This window comes from Coxiella-like endosymbiont, assembly GCF_030643785.1.
GTDB lineage: Bacteria > Pseudomonadota > Gammaproteobacteria > Coxiellales > Coxiellaceae > Coxiella.
The window spans coordinates 1,286,314-1,303,096 of sequence record NZ_CP094378.1; the positions used below are offsets into that span (position 1 = coordinate 1,286,314).

Genomic DNA, 16,783 nt, shown 5'->3' on the forward strand with positions numbered 1-16,783 from the left:
AAAACTCGTGCGGATTAGCTTTATGAACCCACTTACATCCTAACCATACTTATTCCTGGGCGATTACCAATCTATTTATGAACGCCACACGCCTGAAAATGAACCACTGAAGAATGAAGAATTTAAAGGCCAAATGAGTGTTGTAATTTTCCTTATGTTATATGTGACAAATGTTTGGAAGTAACGTTTCGCTTAATGTCTCCTATACACAACTCTCCTATTGACAATTTTACCCTAAGTCTCAGTTTTTCCCAAAACGAATTACGAACTACAGCTTTTTTAAGCAATCATTTTTCTCATAACAGTTTAGCTCTTCGAATTAATCATCAATCCAATGGTCAGGGAGACAAATTAGAAAAAAGCTGGAATCGTCTTTTTAGACTTTATGGCTACAGGGTCTCATTGGATGGTGGATATAAAACCCTAGCTTTTAATTTTTAAATCGTATTCGAGTGATACTCATAACCCTGACATTTGCCAATTTCTGGGATATGGGCGAGTGGTTTTTTGCTGCGACGTTCCATCAACAAGTCATTTCATTAATGTTTCGCAATACGATTGAAATCCGATTTAAACGTAGTGCCATCGAACTTTCTTATTCTTTTCCTATTGATGGATTGCTTACATAGTTACATTCAATTCTTTAGCGGGTATGGAGGGAGGGCAATGTTTAATTGAATATAATCACTATAAACAGTATTGGCGTAGGCTTGATCATCAACAATTGGATTTAGTCACGCTAATTCACGATTAAACACGAGTTTTTAATAAACAGCGTTCCTCGCCACTCAATACCAAACAGCTTAATCTTCAAGTATGAAAAGATCCGTATCCAACGCAATTCGATTAACGTGTATTTCAGGAGTTTTCACTATGGTATGTCCGTACACAATAATTTTTCTAAAATCTTCTTTGGAATTTAAGAATTCAATCCGAATCCATAACAAATCATCTTCATTTTGCTGGTCCAATGAAATCCTAGGTCGCACACCCCCGCATGGGTAAAAAAATAATCTCCTAATTGATAATGCAACCGAAGCGATTTTAAAAATTCCAGATGCTTTTTTTGGCGTCAACTGTAAAATCTTCCCTTGAACCACCAACAGGTTCTCTGGATTCTGAGGCAATTCCGTCACATCAGATCCATAACTAATTGAAGGTAGCCACCTCCACCTTTACTTAGGCAAAGAATAACTTCTTCAGGATCTTTAATAAAATTTAAAAACAGGCTTTCATATTAAATATCGAGTTTCAAAATAAGTGGGTAAAAAAAGGAAAGCTTCGATCACCCGATAAGAATGGGAGCCGATATCAATATAATCTCATAATGTAATAAGAAAGAACATTTCGAAAAGGATGGTGTGAGGCATCCTTTTTAATAGCTTTAAGGAATGGAGCCCGCAAAAAATCAATTCACCCGTGAATGTCAGCAATGACATATACCTAAGTCCTTATAGGCACTTTCATAACCCTAATCTTTCCATAACCCTAATTATAGTATCGCACTCAAAAACGATTCCTCGCAACCATCGTTAGTTAAAAACTATTTAACTGTGAATTTCTCCCTATTTTAAAATTTTAAGAAAATGAAACAAATCAGCATCTAAAAGCGCACAAACGCCTAGGACACGACTATCCCAACGACACGCAATTCCTGCAGAATGCAAAAATAATCGTCGCAATCCCAACACCTTCATTTTTTCATTAAAAACTTTGTCTCCGTACTTTTTATCTCCTGCAATTGGATGACCCATATGAGCGGCATGGACCCGAATTTGATGGGTGCGACCTGTTAAAGCTCGCGCTTCGAGAAGTGTGGCATTTGAATAAGAAACAATTGGTCGAAAAAGAGTCAATGCCATTTTTCCATTTTCATCGACTTTTACCATCCTCTCACCACTTTGCAGGATATTCCTTTTTAAAGGGGCTTCGACTTGTTTTTCCCCTCCCTGCCACAGCCCCCTCACTAGTAAAAGATATTGCTTCACAACCTTCCGTTGAGTCAGTAGAGCATGAAGTACCACGAGAAGGCTGCGTTTCTTGGCCACAACCAAACAACCGGATGTTTCTCGATCCAGCCTATGTACCAATTCCAACAATCGATTTTTAGGCCGCATTATGCGTAATGCTTCGATTAGACCTCCATTAATTCCACTTCCTCCGTGTACAGGCAAGCCAGCGGGTTTATCAATAACTAACAAATCAGCCTCTTCGACAAGAATACGCATTTCAAGCGACATTAATAAAGATTTATCAGGTGTTAGCGGTTTTTTTACAGTCGATTGGTGCAAAAGGGGTACACATACCGAATCGCCGATGGTGAGTCGATAATCGGCACTCATCCGTTTTTTGTTTACTCTTACTTCACCCTTTCGAATAGCACGATAAATCCGAGCCGAAGGTATCCCCTTTAAACGGTTAATTAGAAAATTGTCCAATCGTTGCCCAGTATGAGAATCATCAATTATAATGCCAATTAGGGTCAAAATATAGAATCCTTTTAAGTTATAAACTATATTGGTTTTATAGAACAAAGCCTGCTATAGTCGGCCTGTCTGTCATGATATCATGACATAGAAATGTGAGAAATTGGTGCGAAAAAAGTCAGCTATATCAACTTAGTCCTGCTATCTCCCAAGGGGATCCTGCAGAATGAGATAGTTTATATTCCGGGTTTGTGTCTTAATTCACAGGAATGGACACTCAATAGAAACGCAAATTACCAACTGCAAAACGATAGATTTTATCATGTACTAGCTCCAATAGAACAAACTGATTATTTTGTATTTAACACGGCGGCTCCCAAAAGCGGTTTCTCGGCGAATCTCCAAGCCCAAGCTTACGGTTGAGCGCCCTAAGAGAATAGGTTGCACAAATGAAAAGAATGCTGATTAACGCAACTCAGCTCAATGAGGTGCGCGTAGCAATTACTGAAAATTTCAAACTGGTTGATCTTGATATTGAAATCCCTGGCCAAGAACAAAAAAATCTAATATCTATAAAGGCATTATTACCAGCATCGAACCTAGCTTAGGAGCAGTGTTTGTTAATTATAGTGGCGAACGACATGGATTCTTGCCTTTAAAAGAAATTTCCCGCGAGTATTTTCTCCAAGATATGTCACAAGAGCTTGATACCATTGATATCAATCGGGTACTTAAAGTTGGTCAAGAGCTCGTCGTTCAAGTGGACAAGGAAGAACGGGGAACAAAAGGAGCGGCACTGACCACGTTTATCAGTTTAGCAGGGTCTTTTTTAGTTCTGATGCCTAATAACCCGCGGGCTGGTGGTATTTCGCGTCGAATTGAAGGGGAAGAACGTGATCAATTGCGGGAAACTATTAGTCAATTGAGCCTCCCCGAAGGAATGGGCTTAATTATACGCACTGCGGGGCTTGGGCGCGCAAAAGAAGAACTCGAGTGGGACTTAAAAATCTTATTGCGCTGTTGGGAAGCTATTAAACAAGCAGCAGTAGCTAAACCGGGTCCTTACCTTATTCATCAAGAAAGCGATGTCATCATCCGTGCCATTCGCGACTACCTGCGTCAGGATATTGAAGAAATCCTTATTGATAATGAGCAATCCTATCAAAATGCTTGCTATTATATCAGTCAGATTCGCCCCCAATTCATTGAGCGTTTAAAGCTTTATCCCGATCAATTACCTCTCTTTAGTAGATTCCAAATCGAACAACAAATTGAAAATGCTCACCAGCGTGAAGTCCGACTTCCGTCCGGTGGATCGTTGATTATTGATCACAGCGAAGCACTCGTAGCCATTGATATTAATTCAGCACGAGCTACTCGCGGAGCAAGTATTGAAGAAACAGCACTTTCCACGAATTTAGAAGCCGCCGAAGAGATTGCTCGTCAATTGCGTATTCGCGATATCGGTGGCCTCATTGTCATCGATTTTATTGATATGACACCCATTCGTAATCAGCGGGAAGTTGAAAATTGTTTACGTAATGCTTTGAAGCAAGACCGCGCCCGCATCCAAATTGGACGGATTTCGCGATTCGGTTTATTGGAAATGTCCCGCCAGCGATTGCGTTCTTCCCTGACTCGATCAACTCAAATAGCCTGCCCTCGCTGTGATGGTGAAGGCACCATTCGCAGTATAGAATCCCTGGGACTTTCAATTATTCATTTAATTCAGGAACAAGCTTCTAAAGCTAAGAATATCCATTTCCAATTACAGGCACCCGTGGATTTAGCCATTTATTTAATTAATGAAAAACGAGAAATTTTAAGGGGTATTGAAAAACATTATCCTGTAAAAATAACGATTATTTCTAATCAATACATGGAAACGCCGCTTTATCAATTAAAGCAGATTAAAATTGATCCGGCGAGTCTGGAACACGGCAAAGGGATGCCAAGTTATAAATTGGCCAAAGTTTTTAAAACTGAAACGCCCCAAAAACAAGAAATTAAACCGCTACTACCAGAACCGGCGATTCAACAATTCTTGTCTACAGAAGAAACCCCTCCTACAGCAGCTGCCACACGCAAAACACCCAGCGGCGGCTTGTTTAAGCGCCTAATGGCAAAGATGTTCGGTGCTGAAGAAGAGGCAAAATACTCGCCTAGAAAATCCTCCATCCCCCCTCAGCAGGTAACACAATCACCTCGAAGGGGTGAAGAAAGAAGACACTATTCGGGAGAGCGCCCTCGTAGACCCTCATCCTGGGGTGGTCGCTCGGGCGGCGCCAAACGCTATCATCCTCGAAGCGGCCATAGCAGCCGTTCACGTCGGGGTACTCGGGGTGGGCACCAAGATCATTATCGAGGTAGCGGCCAAGATGGTCATTCTGGATACCACATGCAACAGTCGGAGACTTCGTCCTCTGCACCAGCGGGTGATAGGGTTGATATCAACCAGCTGCCGATGTCCACTCCACTCCCCTTATCCCCTTTACCCTTTATGGACTCTGAATTTGAACACCCTTCAGAATATCCAAAGCGCACTAATACTAACAAAAATACTAACAAAAATTTCTATAACGCGAAAAATACTGCTAATAAAATTCCTGAGGACGAGGATAATAGAGGGAATCAATAACTCGCCGGAGAAAAATTATCCTCCTGGCCAAAGAGATTTTTTAAGAACACTGGTTTCCCTGTCTCGATTAAGAAGGATTATTGAGAAGGACTGAGGCGACCTCGTCTTGAAAGGCCTCTCTCCATTTCCAAATGGTATTCTTCCAAAGTCTCCACAGCAGTTGTAGAAAATATTTGTAATAAACCCGCTATTAATAAATGGTATTAATAAATGGCTTAACCTTATCATTTAGAAAAAATAAGTGCTTGCGAATGAAGACGATCCGGGATTTTTTTCTTATATCACGAAAATTTGAATCGATTTCAATTTATCTCGCCCCCCACAATCTGCTTTTTACAAGGATGAAAAGCTGATCTTTCAGTTCAAAACCTTTCATCCATTTAATAGTTCTTGGAACCATCAGCATTAACAACAAATTTAAAATTGTGCTCGAGTAAGAAATAGCTTTATAGAAAGTAGGTAATACAGAAAAAAGCGATAACTAGTGATATGCTCCCATTCTAATTTTTGATTACCTGCGCCAGATATTATTTTTTCAACCTCATCTTGTCCTAGACTTAAAGAATAGAACATGGATAGAACATGGCAAAGAAGGATTCCCAATTAAATAGGGTATTATGCCTCACCTGCTTCAGACAAACCCTCTACTACTTTACTATAACGCCGTGTCTTCCTCTTGTTAAGGTGGTCATCCCCGCGGTTCGACCGCATCGAAAAAGCTTCTTCAGACAACCGAGTAAAAAGTTTCTTAAATGCTTCATAACTTTATGATAAATATCTTCTTGCGTCCGAACATTAGAAAACAAGAACGATGTTTCTCGGTCCATATTATTTTCTTAATGTTGATAAGCCAATTTCTTTTCAAAAAAATAAAATATACCCATAATCACGGCATTTAAAAAAAGTAAATAATCCCTGCAAGCAAAAATAAAGGAATAACTTCGTAAGTCATCGAAATTAGCTGACGAGTAACTCCCATAACATCCATTAAGGTAATCGTACCTGCTAAAGAAGTTCCCTTTAAAATCATGATGACCTCATTGGAGTAAGCGGGCAAAGCAATCCGAGCTGCACGCGGAATTACAATCCGTTTGTAAAGTTGCCATCGGGAAAGTCCCAAAGCTTTAGCAGCTTCGATTTCTCCCATTGGAACAGAATGAATAGCACCTCGTAATAAAACATACGTATAAGCACTCGTATTAAGTGCTAATGCAACTACTCCACAACCAAAAGGCTTTTTTAATACTACCCATAAAATCGTTTCGTGTAACCAATGAAATTGACCACTTCCATAATAAATAATAAAAATTTGAACTAATAAAGGAGTCCCGCGAATAATAAAAACAAATCCTTTAATCAAGCCTTTTAACAAAGAACAATCGCTCTCAGCACAAGTTGTGAAAAACAAGGCTAAAAATAAGCCGCATGTTAAAGCTGATAGCATTAATTCTACGGTAATCACTGCGCCGGACAACAATTGTGAGAGATACGCCAAAATGGTCATACGCGTTGTACCTTATTATAAATATTTTTAATTATCACTATTTTTATCAAAAATTTTTAATCCGAATTGGGAAATAGAGGTGAGAATTAAAAATAACAACGCGGCAACTACATAAAATCTAAAGGGTTCTTGTGTGGTACTAGCGGCCAACCTTGCTGTACTCATTAATTCGCCCAATCCAATAAGGGCAACTAACGCACTGTCTTTTAATAAGACTAACCACAAATTTCCTAAACCAGGAAGTGCATGTCGCCAGGCTTGCGGCAAAATGATTTTTTTAAAAATTATAATACCCGAGAGCCCTAAAGCCTCTCCTGCTTCTGTTTGGCCTTTTGGAATCGCTAATAAAGCACCACGTAGAGTTTGAGTAGCGTATGCAGCAAAAATCAGACCTAATGCAATCACTCCAGCATAAAAACTGCTTACTTGGACAGAATGGTGAAAAAGTTCACTTAACAACACCGAACTCCCAAAATAAACAGCAAATAAAATCAATAATTCTGGCAATCCTCGAATAAAAATAGTTATACCAGCCACAATTTTTTTAAAAAATTTCAAGTGACTGAATTCCGTTAACGTAAACAAAATAGCTAAAGCCATTCCAAACACGAGAGCACATAAGGATAAGGTTATTGTTACTACAGAGCCTTTAATTAATTGTGAGCTAAAACTTTCTAGTCCATTCATCGCTGGTTTCCAAAATATTTGTGTACAATAGCCACATAAGTTCCATTAGCTTTAATGTCTCCCAATGCTTTGTTTAAAGCATCCAATAAAGATTGATTTCCTCTTTTGACTGCGATGCCTACCCCTTGTCCAAAATATCTAGTGTCATTAATAGGCTTACCCACTAAATCATATTCGCCTTGGCCACTTTGTTTTAACCACTCCATAATCAAAGGGGTATCACCAACCACTATATCATCCCGCCCATATGTTAAGTCCATCAGGGCTTCTTGTTCACTGTTATATCGTTGAATTGTAATAAGATTCCCGTAAACTTGCTGCAAATACGTATCAAAGGACGTACCCCCTTGAACACCAATAATTTTTCCTCGCAAACTACTTGGCGATAAAGTCAAATGCTCTTTTTTATCGGCAATAAAATTAATAGTGTTACTGTAATAGGATTCAGTAAAATCAACCTCTTTTTTCGAGCATCCGTGATGTTAATTCCTCCAAATACGGCATCAAATTTCCCTACATTTAAACTAGGAATTAAACTGTCCCAAGGCTGGTTGCTAATTGTGCACACCACTTTCATTTGTTTACAAAGCGCTCGAACGATATCAGCTCCGAAGCCCTGTACTTGCCCAGATGCATCTACATAAACATAGGGCGGATACGTCGCTTCGGTGGCAAATTTAATGACATTAGAACTTGCAAAAGCACAAGCAACAAAAAGACTGTTTATTAATAAACAAGTCATGCCGATCAATGAAATCAATGAAATAACAAAATATTTTCTAATTGTTTTCAATTGTTTTTACCGAAATCCTCCGCTGATTCTATAAAATTTCCAAAAATACGAGTTTTTGGCGAATCAAACATTTCTTTTGTTTCACCCTCTTCGCCAATTTTACCTTCATGGAGAAAAATAGTTTTATGGGCAACCTCACGTGCAAATTTAATTTCATGAGTAGCAATCACAATCGTCATCCCTTTTTCCGCCAAGTTTTGAATTAATTCTCGCATTGCGGTAATCATTTTAGGATCTAATGCCGAGGTTGGTTCATCAAATAACATAATTTCAGGCTCCATCATCAAAGCTCGAGCAATAGCGGCCCGCTGCTGCTGTCCGCCCGACAATCGTGCAGGATATTCATTTTGTTTAGATAAAATTCCCACTTGATCTAACAATAATTTTGCCTTTTCGATGGTCTGTATTTTAGACATTTTCAACACTTGCTGAGGCGCTTCAATCAAATTTTGTAGAATGGTTTGATGGGTCCATAAATGAAATTGCTGGAACACCATTCCTACTTTACTACGCAAAGCAATGAGAGTTTTTCGCGTGAGTTTTTTTATTTTAGATGAAAAATGGAACTGAAGTCCGTTAATAACTATGCGACCACTATCCGGGATCTCAAGTAAATTGAGGCATCGAAGCAGTGTACTCTTTCCAGCCCCGCTATCCCCCAACAAAGCAACAACGTCTCCCGATTGAGCGGAAAAGGAAACCCCTTGCAAGACAGGTTCCTGATAATTTTTTTTCAATGCGTGGACTTCAATTTTTTTCATCTTTTAATTCCTATTCCTAATAATAGTAACAAGTGATAACAAGTGATTATTTAATCAATATTTTGATCTAAATATGCAAAAATGTGAGAGAATAATAAATAATAATATAATAAATAATAATATATATATTATATATATATTAGGAATATTTAAGAAGACAATGAGTATATGGAGTATGTGATCCAAAGAACCACCTCTAAACCACCCTCTCTAAGGCTTATTAAGACTCTGTTACTGATAGGAAAAATTTCTATTCAACAACAAAAAAATTTGTATCTCAGCTTCAAGAGCAAGGCTACGGTCAATCAATCCAAAAATCTCACCTAAAATCTCACTTTTTTAATGAAAGTAAAATGAAGAATGAAAGTAAAATGAAGTAGGAGAAACAGTTTACACATTAAGAACCGTTACCCCCTTCTATACTAGCCTTCTACACCAGCAGAGGTACAATAGAAGTACGTGAAAAAATCTAGGAAAGACAACGGATGGCGCCGATGGACCCTTTAGAAATCTCTGGCTATCTACTAAAGCCTTTGACTCCCAACAACCCTGTCCTCATCAAACTCACTCTTCTCACGACCGCCGATCACAAGCCCAATGAAGGATTTTCCCAGTACGATCAGTACAGAATTCTTAAGTGCTGAAGTGCTCGAGATGCGATTTAAATACACCTTCTCAGAATTTCTTTGAATTTCTGCTTCTTATATTTAAAACCATTGACACTCTTTCTTGATGATTGGCAATGGACTTTTCCGTTACTGCTATTCAATTGTTCTCAAAGACAATACCCGGTCAGTTCGTTCGTTGAACTTAATTTAAAACCTCTAACACTTCAGAATCTACAACATTGGCTCAGTGATAGTTTCTATCGATCGGTCGATGATGTGGAAGAATTAGCGATAATCTGCCAAGAGAAAACAGAAGGAAATCCTTTTTATTTTATTCAATTCGTATCCTCCAGGTGCTCTCACACGGCACCCTAAGGAACTTGAAAAGGCGGCCGGTCGTCGTTTTCCCCCATTCTCCTAAGCTTTGGCCTCTCCAGTGGGCCCATCATCCTCGGCATCCTCGGCAATCAGGAACATTTAGAAGAAGGTACCCGCCTTAGGCGATATCGTGAATGTCACCTCCCGACGATTACAGTCCTTGACCGCCTAACAAAGTAGTATTGTCTTCTTGCTTTGTGTATCATGCGGGCATGCAAGAAACGATACCAATTCCTGTTAAAACTATTGGGCCGATTAAAATTATTGGTTCTGAAGTAAATACCGAAGTTGAGGTTCGTCTCGCTACTTTCGAAACTCCTATGTGGCCTTCGACCAATCGCGGAGCCAGCGTTACCCGGAAATGTGCTGGCCTCCAATGCACGATATTTGATGACCGGATGACTCGTTCTATTTTATTGGAGGGCGAGGACGCACATTCGGTAATGCTCGTACTGAATGAACTCAACAAGAACGAAGCGATCGCACAAGTTGTTTCCAGCACCAGTCGTTTTTGCCGCAATGTAAGCTGGCACACCCAAGTAGTAGGTAACCTTTTGTTCCTGCGTCTCGAAGCTACAACGGGCGACGCTTCTGGACATAATATGCTGACCAAAGCAGCGGATGCAGTGATTAATTGGCTCCTGGAAAACTACCCCAGCCTCAAATACGTCTCCATTTCGGGTAATATCTGCGTAGACAAGAAGGTATCTGCTATCAACGGCTTATTAGGTCGGGGCAAATACGTTATTGCTGATATGTTAATTCCCCGCGCTGTGTGTCAAGAGCGCTTGAAAACTACACCAGAAGCCTTGATTAATCTTCATATTAAAAAGAATTTAATGGGTTCAATCGTTTCAGGGGGTTTGCGCACTGCAAATGCGCATTTTGCTAATTTGCTCTACGCTATTTACCTCGCGACGGGGCAAGACGTTGCTAATATCGTCGAAGGCTCTCAAGGGTTCACTCACGCTAAAGTGCGCAACGGCGACCTCTATTTTTCTGTTACGCTACCTAATATTATTGTGGGCACTGTGGGCAATGGAAAACATCACGATTTTGTTAAAAAACATTTACGCCTTTTAGGCTGTTTGGATAATTCACAACCCGGTCAAAATGCTCGGCGATTGGCTATTATTGTTGCTGCTACCGTCTGGTGTGGAGAACTATCCTTACTTGCAGCACAAACGAATCCGGGCGAACTCATGCGCGCGCACGAAAAATTTGAGCGTAAGGCTAATCAACCTAGTAGAGATCACGCGCCAGCAAATTCTTGAGAACTGGGCGATGAAAAAAGATTTCTTAAAAACACGGACGCCTGCCAAACTGATTTTATCAGGTGAGCACGCTGTAGTTTATGGCCACCCGGCACTAGCCGTAGCTATCAATCGACATACAGAAGCTACTGTTCGATGGACATTACCCTTACATTTTTCGTTCCATTTTATGGGTATTGACTTTAGGCGAGAAGTTACGCTCCAAACGCTCCGCAAATTAAAAATAAAACTTAAAAATCAATACCAAAAATATTGCTTGGGCCACTTAAATATTCGAGAAGTTTTACAAAAACCTTTTGAACTTTCCCTTTTCACGTTTATCAATGTGCTAGATCGTTTAAAAAGCAAATTGCCGACAGGTATTGATATTGTCACCGACTCCAATATTCCCGTTGGTTGTGGAATGGGGTCTTCAGCCGCCAGCGTAGTAAGCTTAATTTACGCACTCACCCACTTTTTGGATATAAATCTCAATTTGGAAGATTATCTCAAATTAGGGGTAGAATCGGAAAGTTTGCAGCATGGTTACTCCAGCGGCTTGGATGTGCATACGGTTTATCATGGGGGATGTTTGCGTTATGAAAAAGGGCAGTTTGAAAAACGCCCTATTCCAGACTTTCCAATGCAATTAGTACAAACAGGACAACCGCAGAGTAGTAGTGGGGAATGCATCTCACAAGCATCATCTTATTTCAAAAAGAGTCCTATTGGGGATGATTTTTCATCGGTCACCAACGAACTTGATCAAGCACTACAAAATCATAACTTTAATAACGTAAAAAAGTGCATTCGACAAAACCACCGATTGCTAAGAAATATTGGTGTAGTTCCCGATAAAATAGATCGTTTTATTGTGGATGTAGAAAAATTGGGTGGTGCTGCGAAAATCTGCGGCGCGGGGAGTGTGCAAGGAGATAATGGCGGTGCTATTTTGATTGTTTCTGATAACCCGATCAATAACCTCGCAAAGCAGTACGGCTATTCTATTATGCCTATCCAGACTGATAATCAAGGAACTCGCATTGTATAGAGCGAAAGCCCCTGGCAGTTTAATGCTGCTCGGCGAATATTCTGTGTTACAGGGTAAAACAGCGCTAGTGGCTGCTATCGATAAATTTATTTCTATAACCCTTAAGCCCCGTAGTGACGACCGGATTTTTATCGATTCCACATTGGGTACACTAACCCTTGACCGTCATCAAATTACGTTACAAGCGCCTTTTGAATTTGTATTGGCCACCTTAGCTCTCAAAAACCCACCTTCCGGCTGTAATATTAAAATTGACTCTGATTTGCCCGCTTCCTTTGGATTAGGAAGTTCGGCGGCAGTAACTGTAGCATTATTAATAGCGTTGAATCGTTGGCTCGAAAAATTATTAACTAAGTCAAAGCTGTGGCAAGAAGCTTTGCAAGTGATTCATCAAGTGCAAAAAAAGGGTCTGGCGCTGATTGTGCAGCCAGTATTTTCGGGGGCTAATTGCTTTTAGCAACCCACCATTTTCAGTCACCTCCTTGAAAAAGGCCCCTCCTTTAGTGGCAGTTTATTCGGGGAGCAAACTTACCACAGCTCAAGCAATCGATATCGTTAATAGCCGTCGTCAAAAACAACTCACGAATTACCAAATAATAGATGAACAAATGAATGAGCTCTCAAAAAAAGGAATCACAGCCATCAATATTAAAGATTGGATTTCCCTAGGCAATCTTTTTAATTCGGGTCAAGAGCTTATGAAAGCTATTGGAGTCAGTAATGGACACTTAGAGAATTTGGTTCAGGGCTTGCGAGAACAACCCCATATTTTAGGCGCTAAAATATCAGGCTCAGGTCTGGGCGACTGTGTGATTGGCGTGGGGAAACTCCCACCCAATTTTTTCCCACGCAATGAAGAAGAAAAAAGACTTGGAGTTAAGCAACCTTTCCTTATCATTACTTCTGAAGGAGCAAGTTTTGGTGAAACGTAATGATATTTTACGAAAATTACTTACTCCACAAAATAAAATACCCGTTAAATCTTTTGGACAAGCTTTTGCGCCCTCGAATATTGCTTTATGCAAATATTGGGGTAAGCGTAATTTAGAGCTCAACTTACCCTTCACCTCAAGCTTATCAATATCACTCAATAATAAAGGGGTCCACGCTAAAATTTCTTCCTCACCAAATCTGCATCATGAATTAATTATTAATAACGATTTATTAAATTTAGAAAGTGTCTATGCCAAACCTTTACTCGCTTTTTTAGAGGAGTTTACTTTTCTCGATGTAAAAGCTTTTCGCTTGCAACTCAATTTTAATATTCCTATTGCCGCTGGCCTTGCTTCATCCGCCTGTGGTTATGCGGCTATCATAAAGGCAATGAATGATTTCTTTGGTTGGCAATTAGACGGAAAGACTTTATCAATTCTCGCTCGGTTAGGAAGCGGAAGTGCGTGTCGCTCAATTTTTGAAGGATTTGTGCAATGGCAATGCGGAACTGATCCTGCTGGAATGGATAGTTATGCAGAGCCGCTTAATGAAAATTGGCCCGAACTGTGCATTGGACTTCACATTGTAAGTTCTCAAAAAAAGCTACCAGCTCGCGCGAAGGAATGAAACGCACTGTAGCTACCTCCGCGCTTTATACCGCATGGCCTCAAAAAGTGAATGAGGATCTTATCTCCCTAAAAAAAGCGATCGCTCAAAAAGACTTCTCCCTCTTAGGACGAGCCGCCGAATCTAATGCATTAACAATGCATGCAACGATGCTCGCTGCATGGCCGCCCCTAATGTATTCTTCTCTTGAAACGATTCAACTTTTAAAAAAAATATGGATGCTTCGAGAAAAGGGATTAGAAATTTATTTTACACAAGATGCGGGACCGAATATTAAGTCATTATTTTTAGCACAAGATAAGGAAAAATTAATTCACCACTTTCATGATTTTGAAATAATTTCACCTTTTAAAGACGCTATTGTTCAAAAAGTGATACTCGTTGACGAAAAAGATCAACCGCTAGGAAACGAGGAAAAAATAAAAGCCCATCGTGAAGGAAAATTGCATCGCGCTTTTTCAGTTTTTGTTTTTTCGTGGCGAAACAACGAATGGCAATTACTACTTCAACAACGTCATCCTGAAAAATATCATAGTGGTGGCTTATGGACAAATACTTGTTGCAGCCATCCACGACCGGGAGAAAATATTATTGAGGCCGGCGAGAGACGACTTTTCGAAGAAATGGGATTAAAAATGCTGTTAAAAAAATCAGGAGAATTTCGTTACACAGCTGAGGTGGGTAATAATTTAATTGAAAATGAATATGATCATGTGCTAGTAGGATTCTTAACTAATGAAAAAATTTATTTTAACAAAAATGAAATCAGCGCTATTCGTTGGATTAATATTCCTGCTTTAAAAGAAGAATTTAAAAAAATCCTCAAAATTTTACACCTTGGCTTGAACCTGCATTAAAAATTTCTTTAAAAGGGATACCAAGCTTTTCAAACAAAGAATAAATTTTCGCTTTTAAGTTCTTCTTTTCAAGAAGAACATGGTTTAAGATTAAATTAACCAGATCCACAAAGACCCTAAGAGAAAAATAGGAAGTGCAGCAAGAATACTATCAATACGATCAAGAATGCCGCCATGACCAGGAAGTAATTGACCTGTATCTTTCACTCCCGCTTGTCGTTTCAGCATACTTTCAAACAAATCACCTATAATCGCAAAAATAGCCGTAATTAGGGCTAAGAGACTTATTAATATCAATCGAAAAAGAGGTTGACGGAAAGCAAGAGAGATAATAACTGCGATCGCTAACGTTAAAACAATACCGCCAACCAATCCTTCCCATGTTTTATTGGGACTGACACGCGCAATTAGCGTTCGCTTTCCCCACCATCGACCTGCTAAGTAAGCTCCTATATCCATAGCCCAAATCAATACTAAACCAAATACCAACCACCCCGGCCCACCCATATTTTCACGCAACGCCACTCCGACTACCCAACAGGAAGTTAACACAAAGAAGCTTACAACAATTTTTATTATGTTATATTGAAAGCCAATAGGAAGGAAACCCTTTGCGTAACAAAGAACGGCCGCTGCGGCCCATAACCAAATAATAAAGGAAATAATTAACACCCAAAAGATAGGGAGATAGTAAGTCCCTATCAGAGCCAATAGGATCGCAATCACATAGAGAGCACGAAAATAATAATTTTTTATTCCTGCTAAAGGGGACCATTCCCAGGCCGCCCAGAGCATTACAGCACCAATTAAAAAGCTAAACCAAGGCATGGGCAAATACCGAATTGATAAGAGTAAAAGAGAAACTAAGACCAACAACGTGAGTACACGATGCTTAAACATACTGCTCTTCAACCTGTTCTGGCGTTAGCCCAAAACGACGTTGACGCGTTTGATAAAACGCCAAGGCTTGCTCAAAAGTATTAGAATTAAAATCAGGCCAATACGTAGGCGTGAAATAAATTTCCGTATAAGCGGCTTGCCATAACATAAAATTACTTAAACGCTGTTCACCACTGGTGCGGATTAATAAATCAGGTTCTGGCAAATCGCTTAAACATACATATTCTTGAAATAATTTAGCTGTGATTGATTCAGGATTTATTTTTCCATTCTGAATCTTCTTACCTAACCGTTGAGTTGCCTGTACAATATCCCAATGACCGCTGTAGTTTAAGGCAATAATTAATTTTAAACCTCTATTATTTTTGGTGAGTTCCTGAGAGGCATAGATTTGTGCCAATAATTTTCTATCAAATTCTTGATGATCCCCAATAATTCGGAGACAAATGTTGTTTTTGTTGAGCTCGTCTGTATTGCGCTCCAAAGAATCTAAAAATAAAGACATTAAAAAATTAACTTCCGGCTGAGGACGAGCTCGATTTTCTAAACTAAAAGCAAAAAGTGTTAAAACTTCAATCCCCTTATTGCTGGCATACTCAATCACCTGCGGGATAGTTTTAGCGCCTGCTCGATGGCCTGCTATCCTTGACAACCCGCGGCGCTTGGCCCACCGACCATTACCATCCATTACAATTGAAACATGCCGAGGCAAAGAATTTGAACTCATTTCAAAAACCTTTTTCTACTTAAAGATATTTCCATCTCCCCCAAGTCGTCCTGAAATGAGTCCTCATTATCACACAGCCATTAAATCTGCTTCCTTCTGAGAGGCAATTTTCTCTACTTCTGAAATTTGTTCATCGGTGAGTTTTTGAATGTTGGTTTGCGCTTGTCGTTCCTCATCTTCGCTGATTTCTTTTTCTTTTAACAATTCCTTTAAGTCATTGTTAGCTTCCCGACGAATATTTCGTATTGCCACTCGCACTTTTTCGGCCTCATCACGCACCACACGAGAAAGCTCCCGGCGACGTTCCTCTGTTAAAGGAGGCAAAGGAACACGGATTACCATTCCCGCAGTGGAGGGATTTAAGCCCAAATCGGCGGTTTGGATAGCTTTTTCAATTGGGCCTACTATGCTTTTTTCCCAAGTAGTAACTGTAAGCATTCGAGGATTTTCAATAGCAATTGTTGCTACTTGATTAAGAGGTGTGTCGACATTGTAATAACTTACTTTAACATGTTCCAACAAACTCGGATGTGCACGTCCAGCCCTTAATTTCGCCAACTCAGTTTTTAAAACTGTTACACTTTTTTCCATTCGCGCTTTTGCGTCGTTGATAATGTCATTAATCATATATAACCTTCAG

15 protein-coding genes and 3 pseudogenes are annotated in these 16,783 nt (G+C 39.7%); 9 read left to right on the forward strand and 9 right to left on the reverse strand.

The features are described from left to right. Positions 1–195: 195 nt before the first annotated feature. Together MRH55_RS06520 and MRH55_RS06525 are read left to right on the forward strand one after the other, a co-directional pair. Complete coding sequence (locus MRH55_RS06520; RefSeq protein ID WP_304985381.1) at positions 196–441, forward strand: phospholipase A; 246 nt, start codon at positions 196–198, stop codon at positions 439–441. A 50-nt stretch (positions 442–491) separates the two neighbouring features. Then, complete coding sequence (locus MRH55_RS06525; RefSeq protein ID WP_304985382.1) at positions 492–629, forward strand: hypothetical protein; 138 nt, start codon at positions 492–494, stop codon at positions 627–629. Positions 630–803: 174 nt separating this feature from the next. Here MRH55_RS06525 and MRH55_RS06530 read toward each other — a convergent pair whose 3' ends face one another. Continuing rightward, positions 804–989, reverse strand: coding sequence for a hypothetical protein (locus tag MRH55_RS06530; RefSeq protein ID WP_304985383.1), 186 nt, complete (start codon positions 987–989; stop codon positions 804–806). A gap of 576 nt (positions 990–1,565) precedes the next feature. Then, entirely contained in the window at positions 1,566–2,486 is a 921-nt protein-coding gene (locus MRH55_RS06535; protein WP_304985384.1) for an RluA family pseudouridine synthase, read from the reverse strand. A 389-nt stretch (positions 2,487–2,875) separates the two neighbouring features. Between MRH55_RS06535 and MRH55_RS06540 the strand changes: the two are divergent. After that, positions 2,876–4,575 (forward strand): annotated as a pseudogene (locus MRH55_RS06540) (Rne/Rng family ribonuclease); the annotation flags it as partial. A gap of 1,325 nt (positions 4,576–5,900) precedes the next feature. Here MRH55_RS06540 and MRH55_RS06545 read toward each other — a convergent pair. From MRH55_RS06545 to MRH55_RS06565, 4 genes and pseudogenes are all read right to left on the reverse strand, one after another. Beyond that, a pseudogene (locus tag MRH55_RS06545) lies at positions 5,901–6,568 on the reverse strand (ABC transporter permease). A 27-nt stretch (positions 6,569–6,595) separates the two neighbouring features. Continuing rightward, positions 6,596–7,255, reverse strand: a complete 660-nt coding sequence (locus MRH55_RS06550) for an ABC transporter permease (RefSeq protein ID WP_304985385.1) — start codon at positions 7,253–7,255, stop codon at positions 6,596–6,598. After that, positions 7,252–7,997 (reverse strand): annotated as a pseudogene (locus tag MRH55_RS07935) (transporter substrate-binding domain-containing protein). Before MRH55_RS07935 ends, MRH55_RS06550 begins: the two are co-directional and overlap by 4 nt. 47 nt (positions 7,998–8,044) lie before the next feature. Then, positions 8,045–8,809, reverse strand: coding sequence for an amino acid ABC transporter ATP-binding protein (locus MRH55_RS06565; protein WP_304985387.1), 765 nt, complete (start codon positions 8,807–8,809; stop codon positions 8,045–8,047). Between the two features lie 1,198 nt (positions 8,810–10,007). On the opposite strand from MRH55_RS06565, the gene MRH55_RS06570 reads away from it, so the two are divergent. The 6 genes from MRH55_RS06570 to idi are packed head-to-tail and all read left to right on the forward strand — an operon-like array spanning position 10,008 to position 14,516. After that, complete coding sequence (locus MRH55_RS06570; RefSeq protein ID WP_304986163.1) at positions 10,008–11,069, forward strand: hydroxymethylglutaryl-coenzyme A reductase family protein; 1,062 nt, start codon at positions 10,008–10,010, stop codon at positions 11,067–11,069. A gap of 10 nt (positions 11,070–11,079) precedes the next feature. Further along, complete coding sequence (mvk, locus tag MRH55_RS06575; protein WP_304985388.1) at positions 11,080–12,099, forward strand: mevalonate kinase; 1,020 nt, start codon at positions 11,080–11,082, stop codon at positions 12,097–12,099. Positions 12,100–12,121: 22 nt separating this feature from the next. Further along, positions 12,122–12,556, forward strand: a complete 435-nt coding sequence (locus MRH55_RS06580) for a mevalonate kinase family protein (protein WP_304985389.1) — start codon at positions 12,122–12,124, stop codon at positions 12,554–12,556. A 25-nt stretch (positions 12,557–12,581) separates the two neighbouring features. Further along, on the forward strand, positions 12,582–13,031 hold the full coding sequence (locus tag MRH55_RS06585; RefSeq protein WP_304985390.1) for a mevalonate kinase family protein: 450 nt from the start codon (positions 12,582–12,584) through the stop codon (positions 13,029–13,031). Beyond that, complete coding sequence (locus MRH55_RS06590; RefSeq protein ID WP_304985391.1) at positions 13,021–13,659, forward strand: GHMP family kinase ATP-binding protein; 639 nt, start codon at positions 13,021–13,023, stop codon at positions 13,657–13,659. Before MRH55_RS06585 ends, MRH55_RS06590 begins: the two co-directional genes overlap by 11 nt. After that, a complete protein-coding gene (idi, locus tag MRH55_RS06595) occupies positions 13,656–14,516 on the forward strand; it encodes an isopentenyl-diphosphate Delta-isomerase (protein ID WP_304985392.1) in 861 nt (286 codons plus the stop codon). Before MRH55_RS06590 ends, idi begins: the two co-directional genes overlap by 4 nt. Positions 14,517–14,606: 90 nt before the next feature. On the opposite strand, the gene MRH55_RS06600 is transcribed toward idi, so the two are convergent. The 3 genes from MRH55_RS06600 to frr all read right to left on the reverse strand — a co-directional run bounded on the left by MRH55_RS06600 (position 14,607) and on the right by frr (position 16,770). Next, complete coding sequence (locus MRH55_RS06600; RefSeq protein WP_304985393.1) at positions 14,607–15,416, reverse strand: phosphatidate cytidylyltransferase; 810 nt, start codon at positions 15,414–15,416, stop codon at positions 14,607–14,609. After that, positions 15,409–16,143: a polyprenyl diphosphate synthase gene (gene uppS, locus MRH55_RS06605; RefSeq protein ID WP_304985394.1), complete on the reverse strand. Its 735-nt coding sequence runs from the start codon at positions 16,141–16,143 to the stop codon at positions 15,409–15,411. Before uppS ends, MRH55_RS06600 begins: the two co-directional genes overlap by 8 nt. A 69-nt stretch (positions 16,144–16,212) precedes the next feature. Next, the gene (gene frr / locus MRH55_RS06610) at positions 16,213–16,770 is read right to left on the reverse strand and encodes a ribosome recycling factor (RefSeq protein WP_304985395.1); all 558 of its coding nucleotides are present in this window, start codon (positions 16,768–16,770) and stop codon (positions 16,213–16,215) included. Positions 16,771–16,783 lie beyond the last annotated feature (13 nt).

Coding starts and splice junctions, on each gene's coding strand:
- MRH55_RS06520 (WP_304985381.1), top strand. CDS start 196: ATGTCTCCTATACACAACTCTCCTATTGACAATTTTACCCTAAGTCTC.
- MRH55_RS06525 (WP_304985382.1), top strand. CDS start 492: ATGGGCGAGTGGTTTTTTGCTGCGACGTTCCATCAACAAGTCATTTCA.
- MRH55_RS06550 (WP_304985385.1), bottom strand. CDS start 7,255: ATGAATGGACTAGAAAGTTTTAGCTCACAATTAATTAAAGGCTCTGTA.
- MRH55_RS06565 (WP_304985387.1), bottom strand. CDS start 8,809: ATGAAAAAAATTGAAGTCCACGCATTGAAAAAAAATTATCAGGAACCT.
- MRH55_RS06570 (WP_304986163.1), top strand. CDS start 10,008: ATGCAAGAAACGATACCAATTCCTGTTAAAACTATTGGGCCGATTAAA.
- mvk (WP_304985388.1), top strand. CDS start 11,080: ATGAAAAAAGATTTCTTAAAAACACGGACGCCTGCCAAACTGATTTTA.
- MRH55_RS06580 (WP_304985389.1), top strand. CDS start 12,122: ATGCTGCTCGGCGAATATTCTGTGTTACAGGGTAAAACAGCGCTAGTG.
- idi (WP_304985392.1), top strand. CDS start 13,656: ATGAAACGCACTGTAGCTACCTCCGCGCTTTATACCGCATGGCCTCAA.
- MRH55_RS06600 (WP_304985393.1), bottom strand. CDS start 15,416: ATGTTTAAGCATCGTGTACTCACGTTGTTGGTCTTAGTTTCTCTTTTA.
- uppS (WP_304985394.1), bottom strand. CDS start 16,143: ATGAGTTCAAATTCTTTGCCTCGGCATGTTTCAATTGTAATGGATGGT.
- frr (WP_304985395.1), bottom strand. CDS start 16,770: ATGATTAATGACATTATCAACGACGCAAAAGCGCGAATGGAAAAAAGT.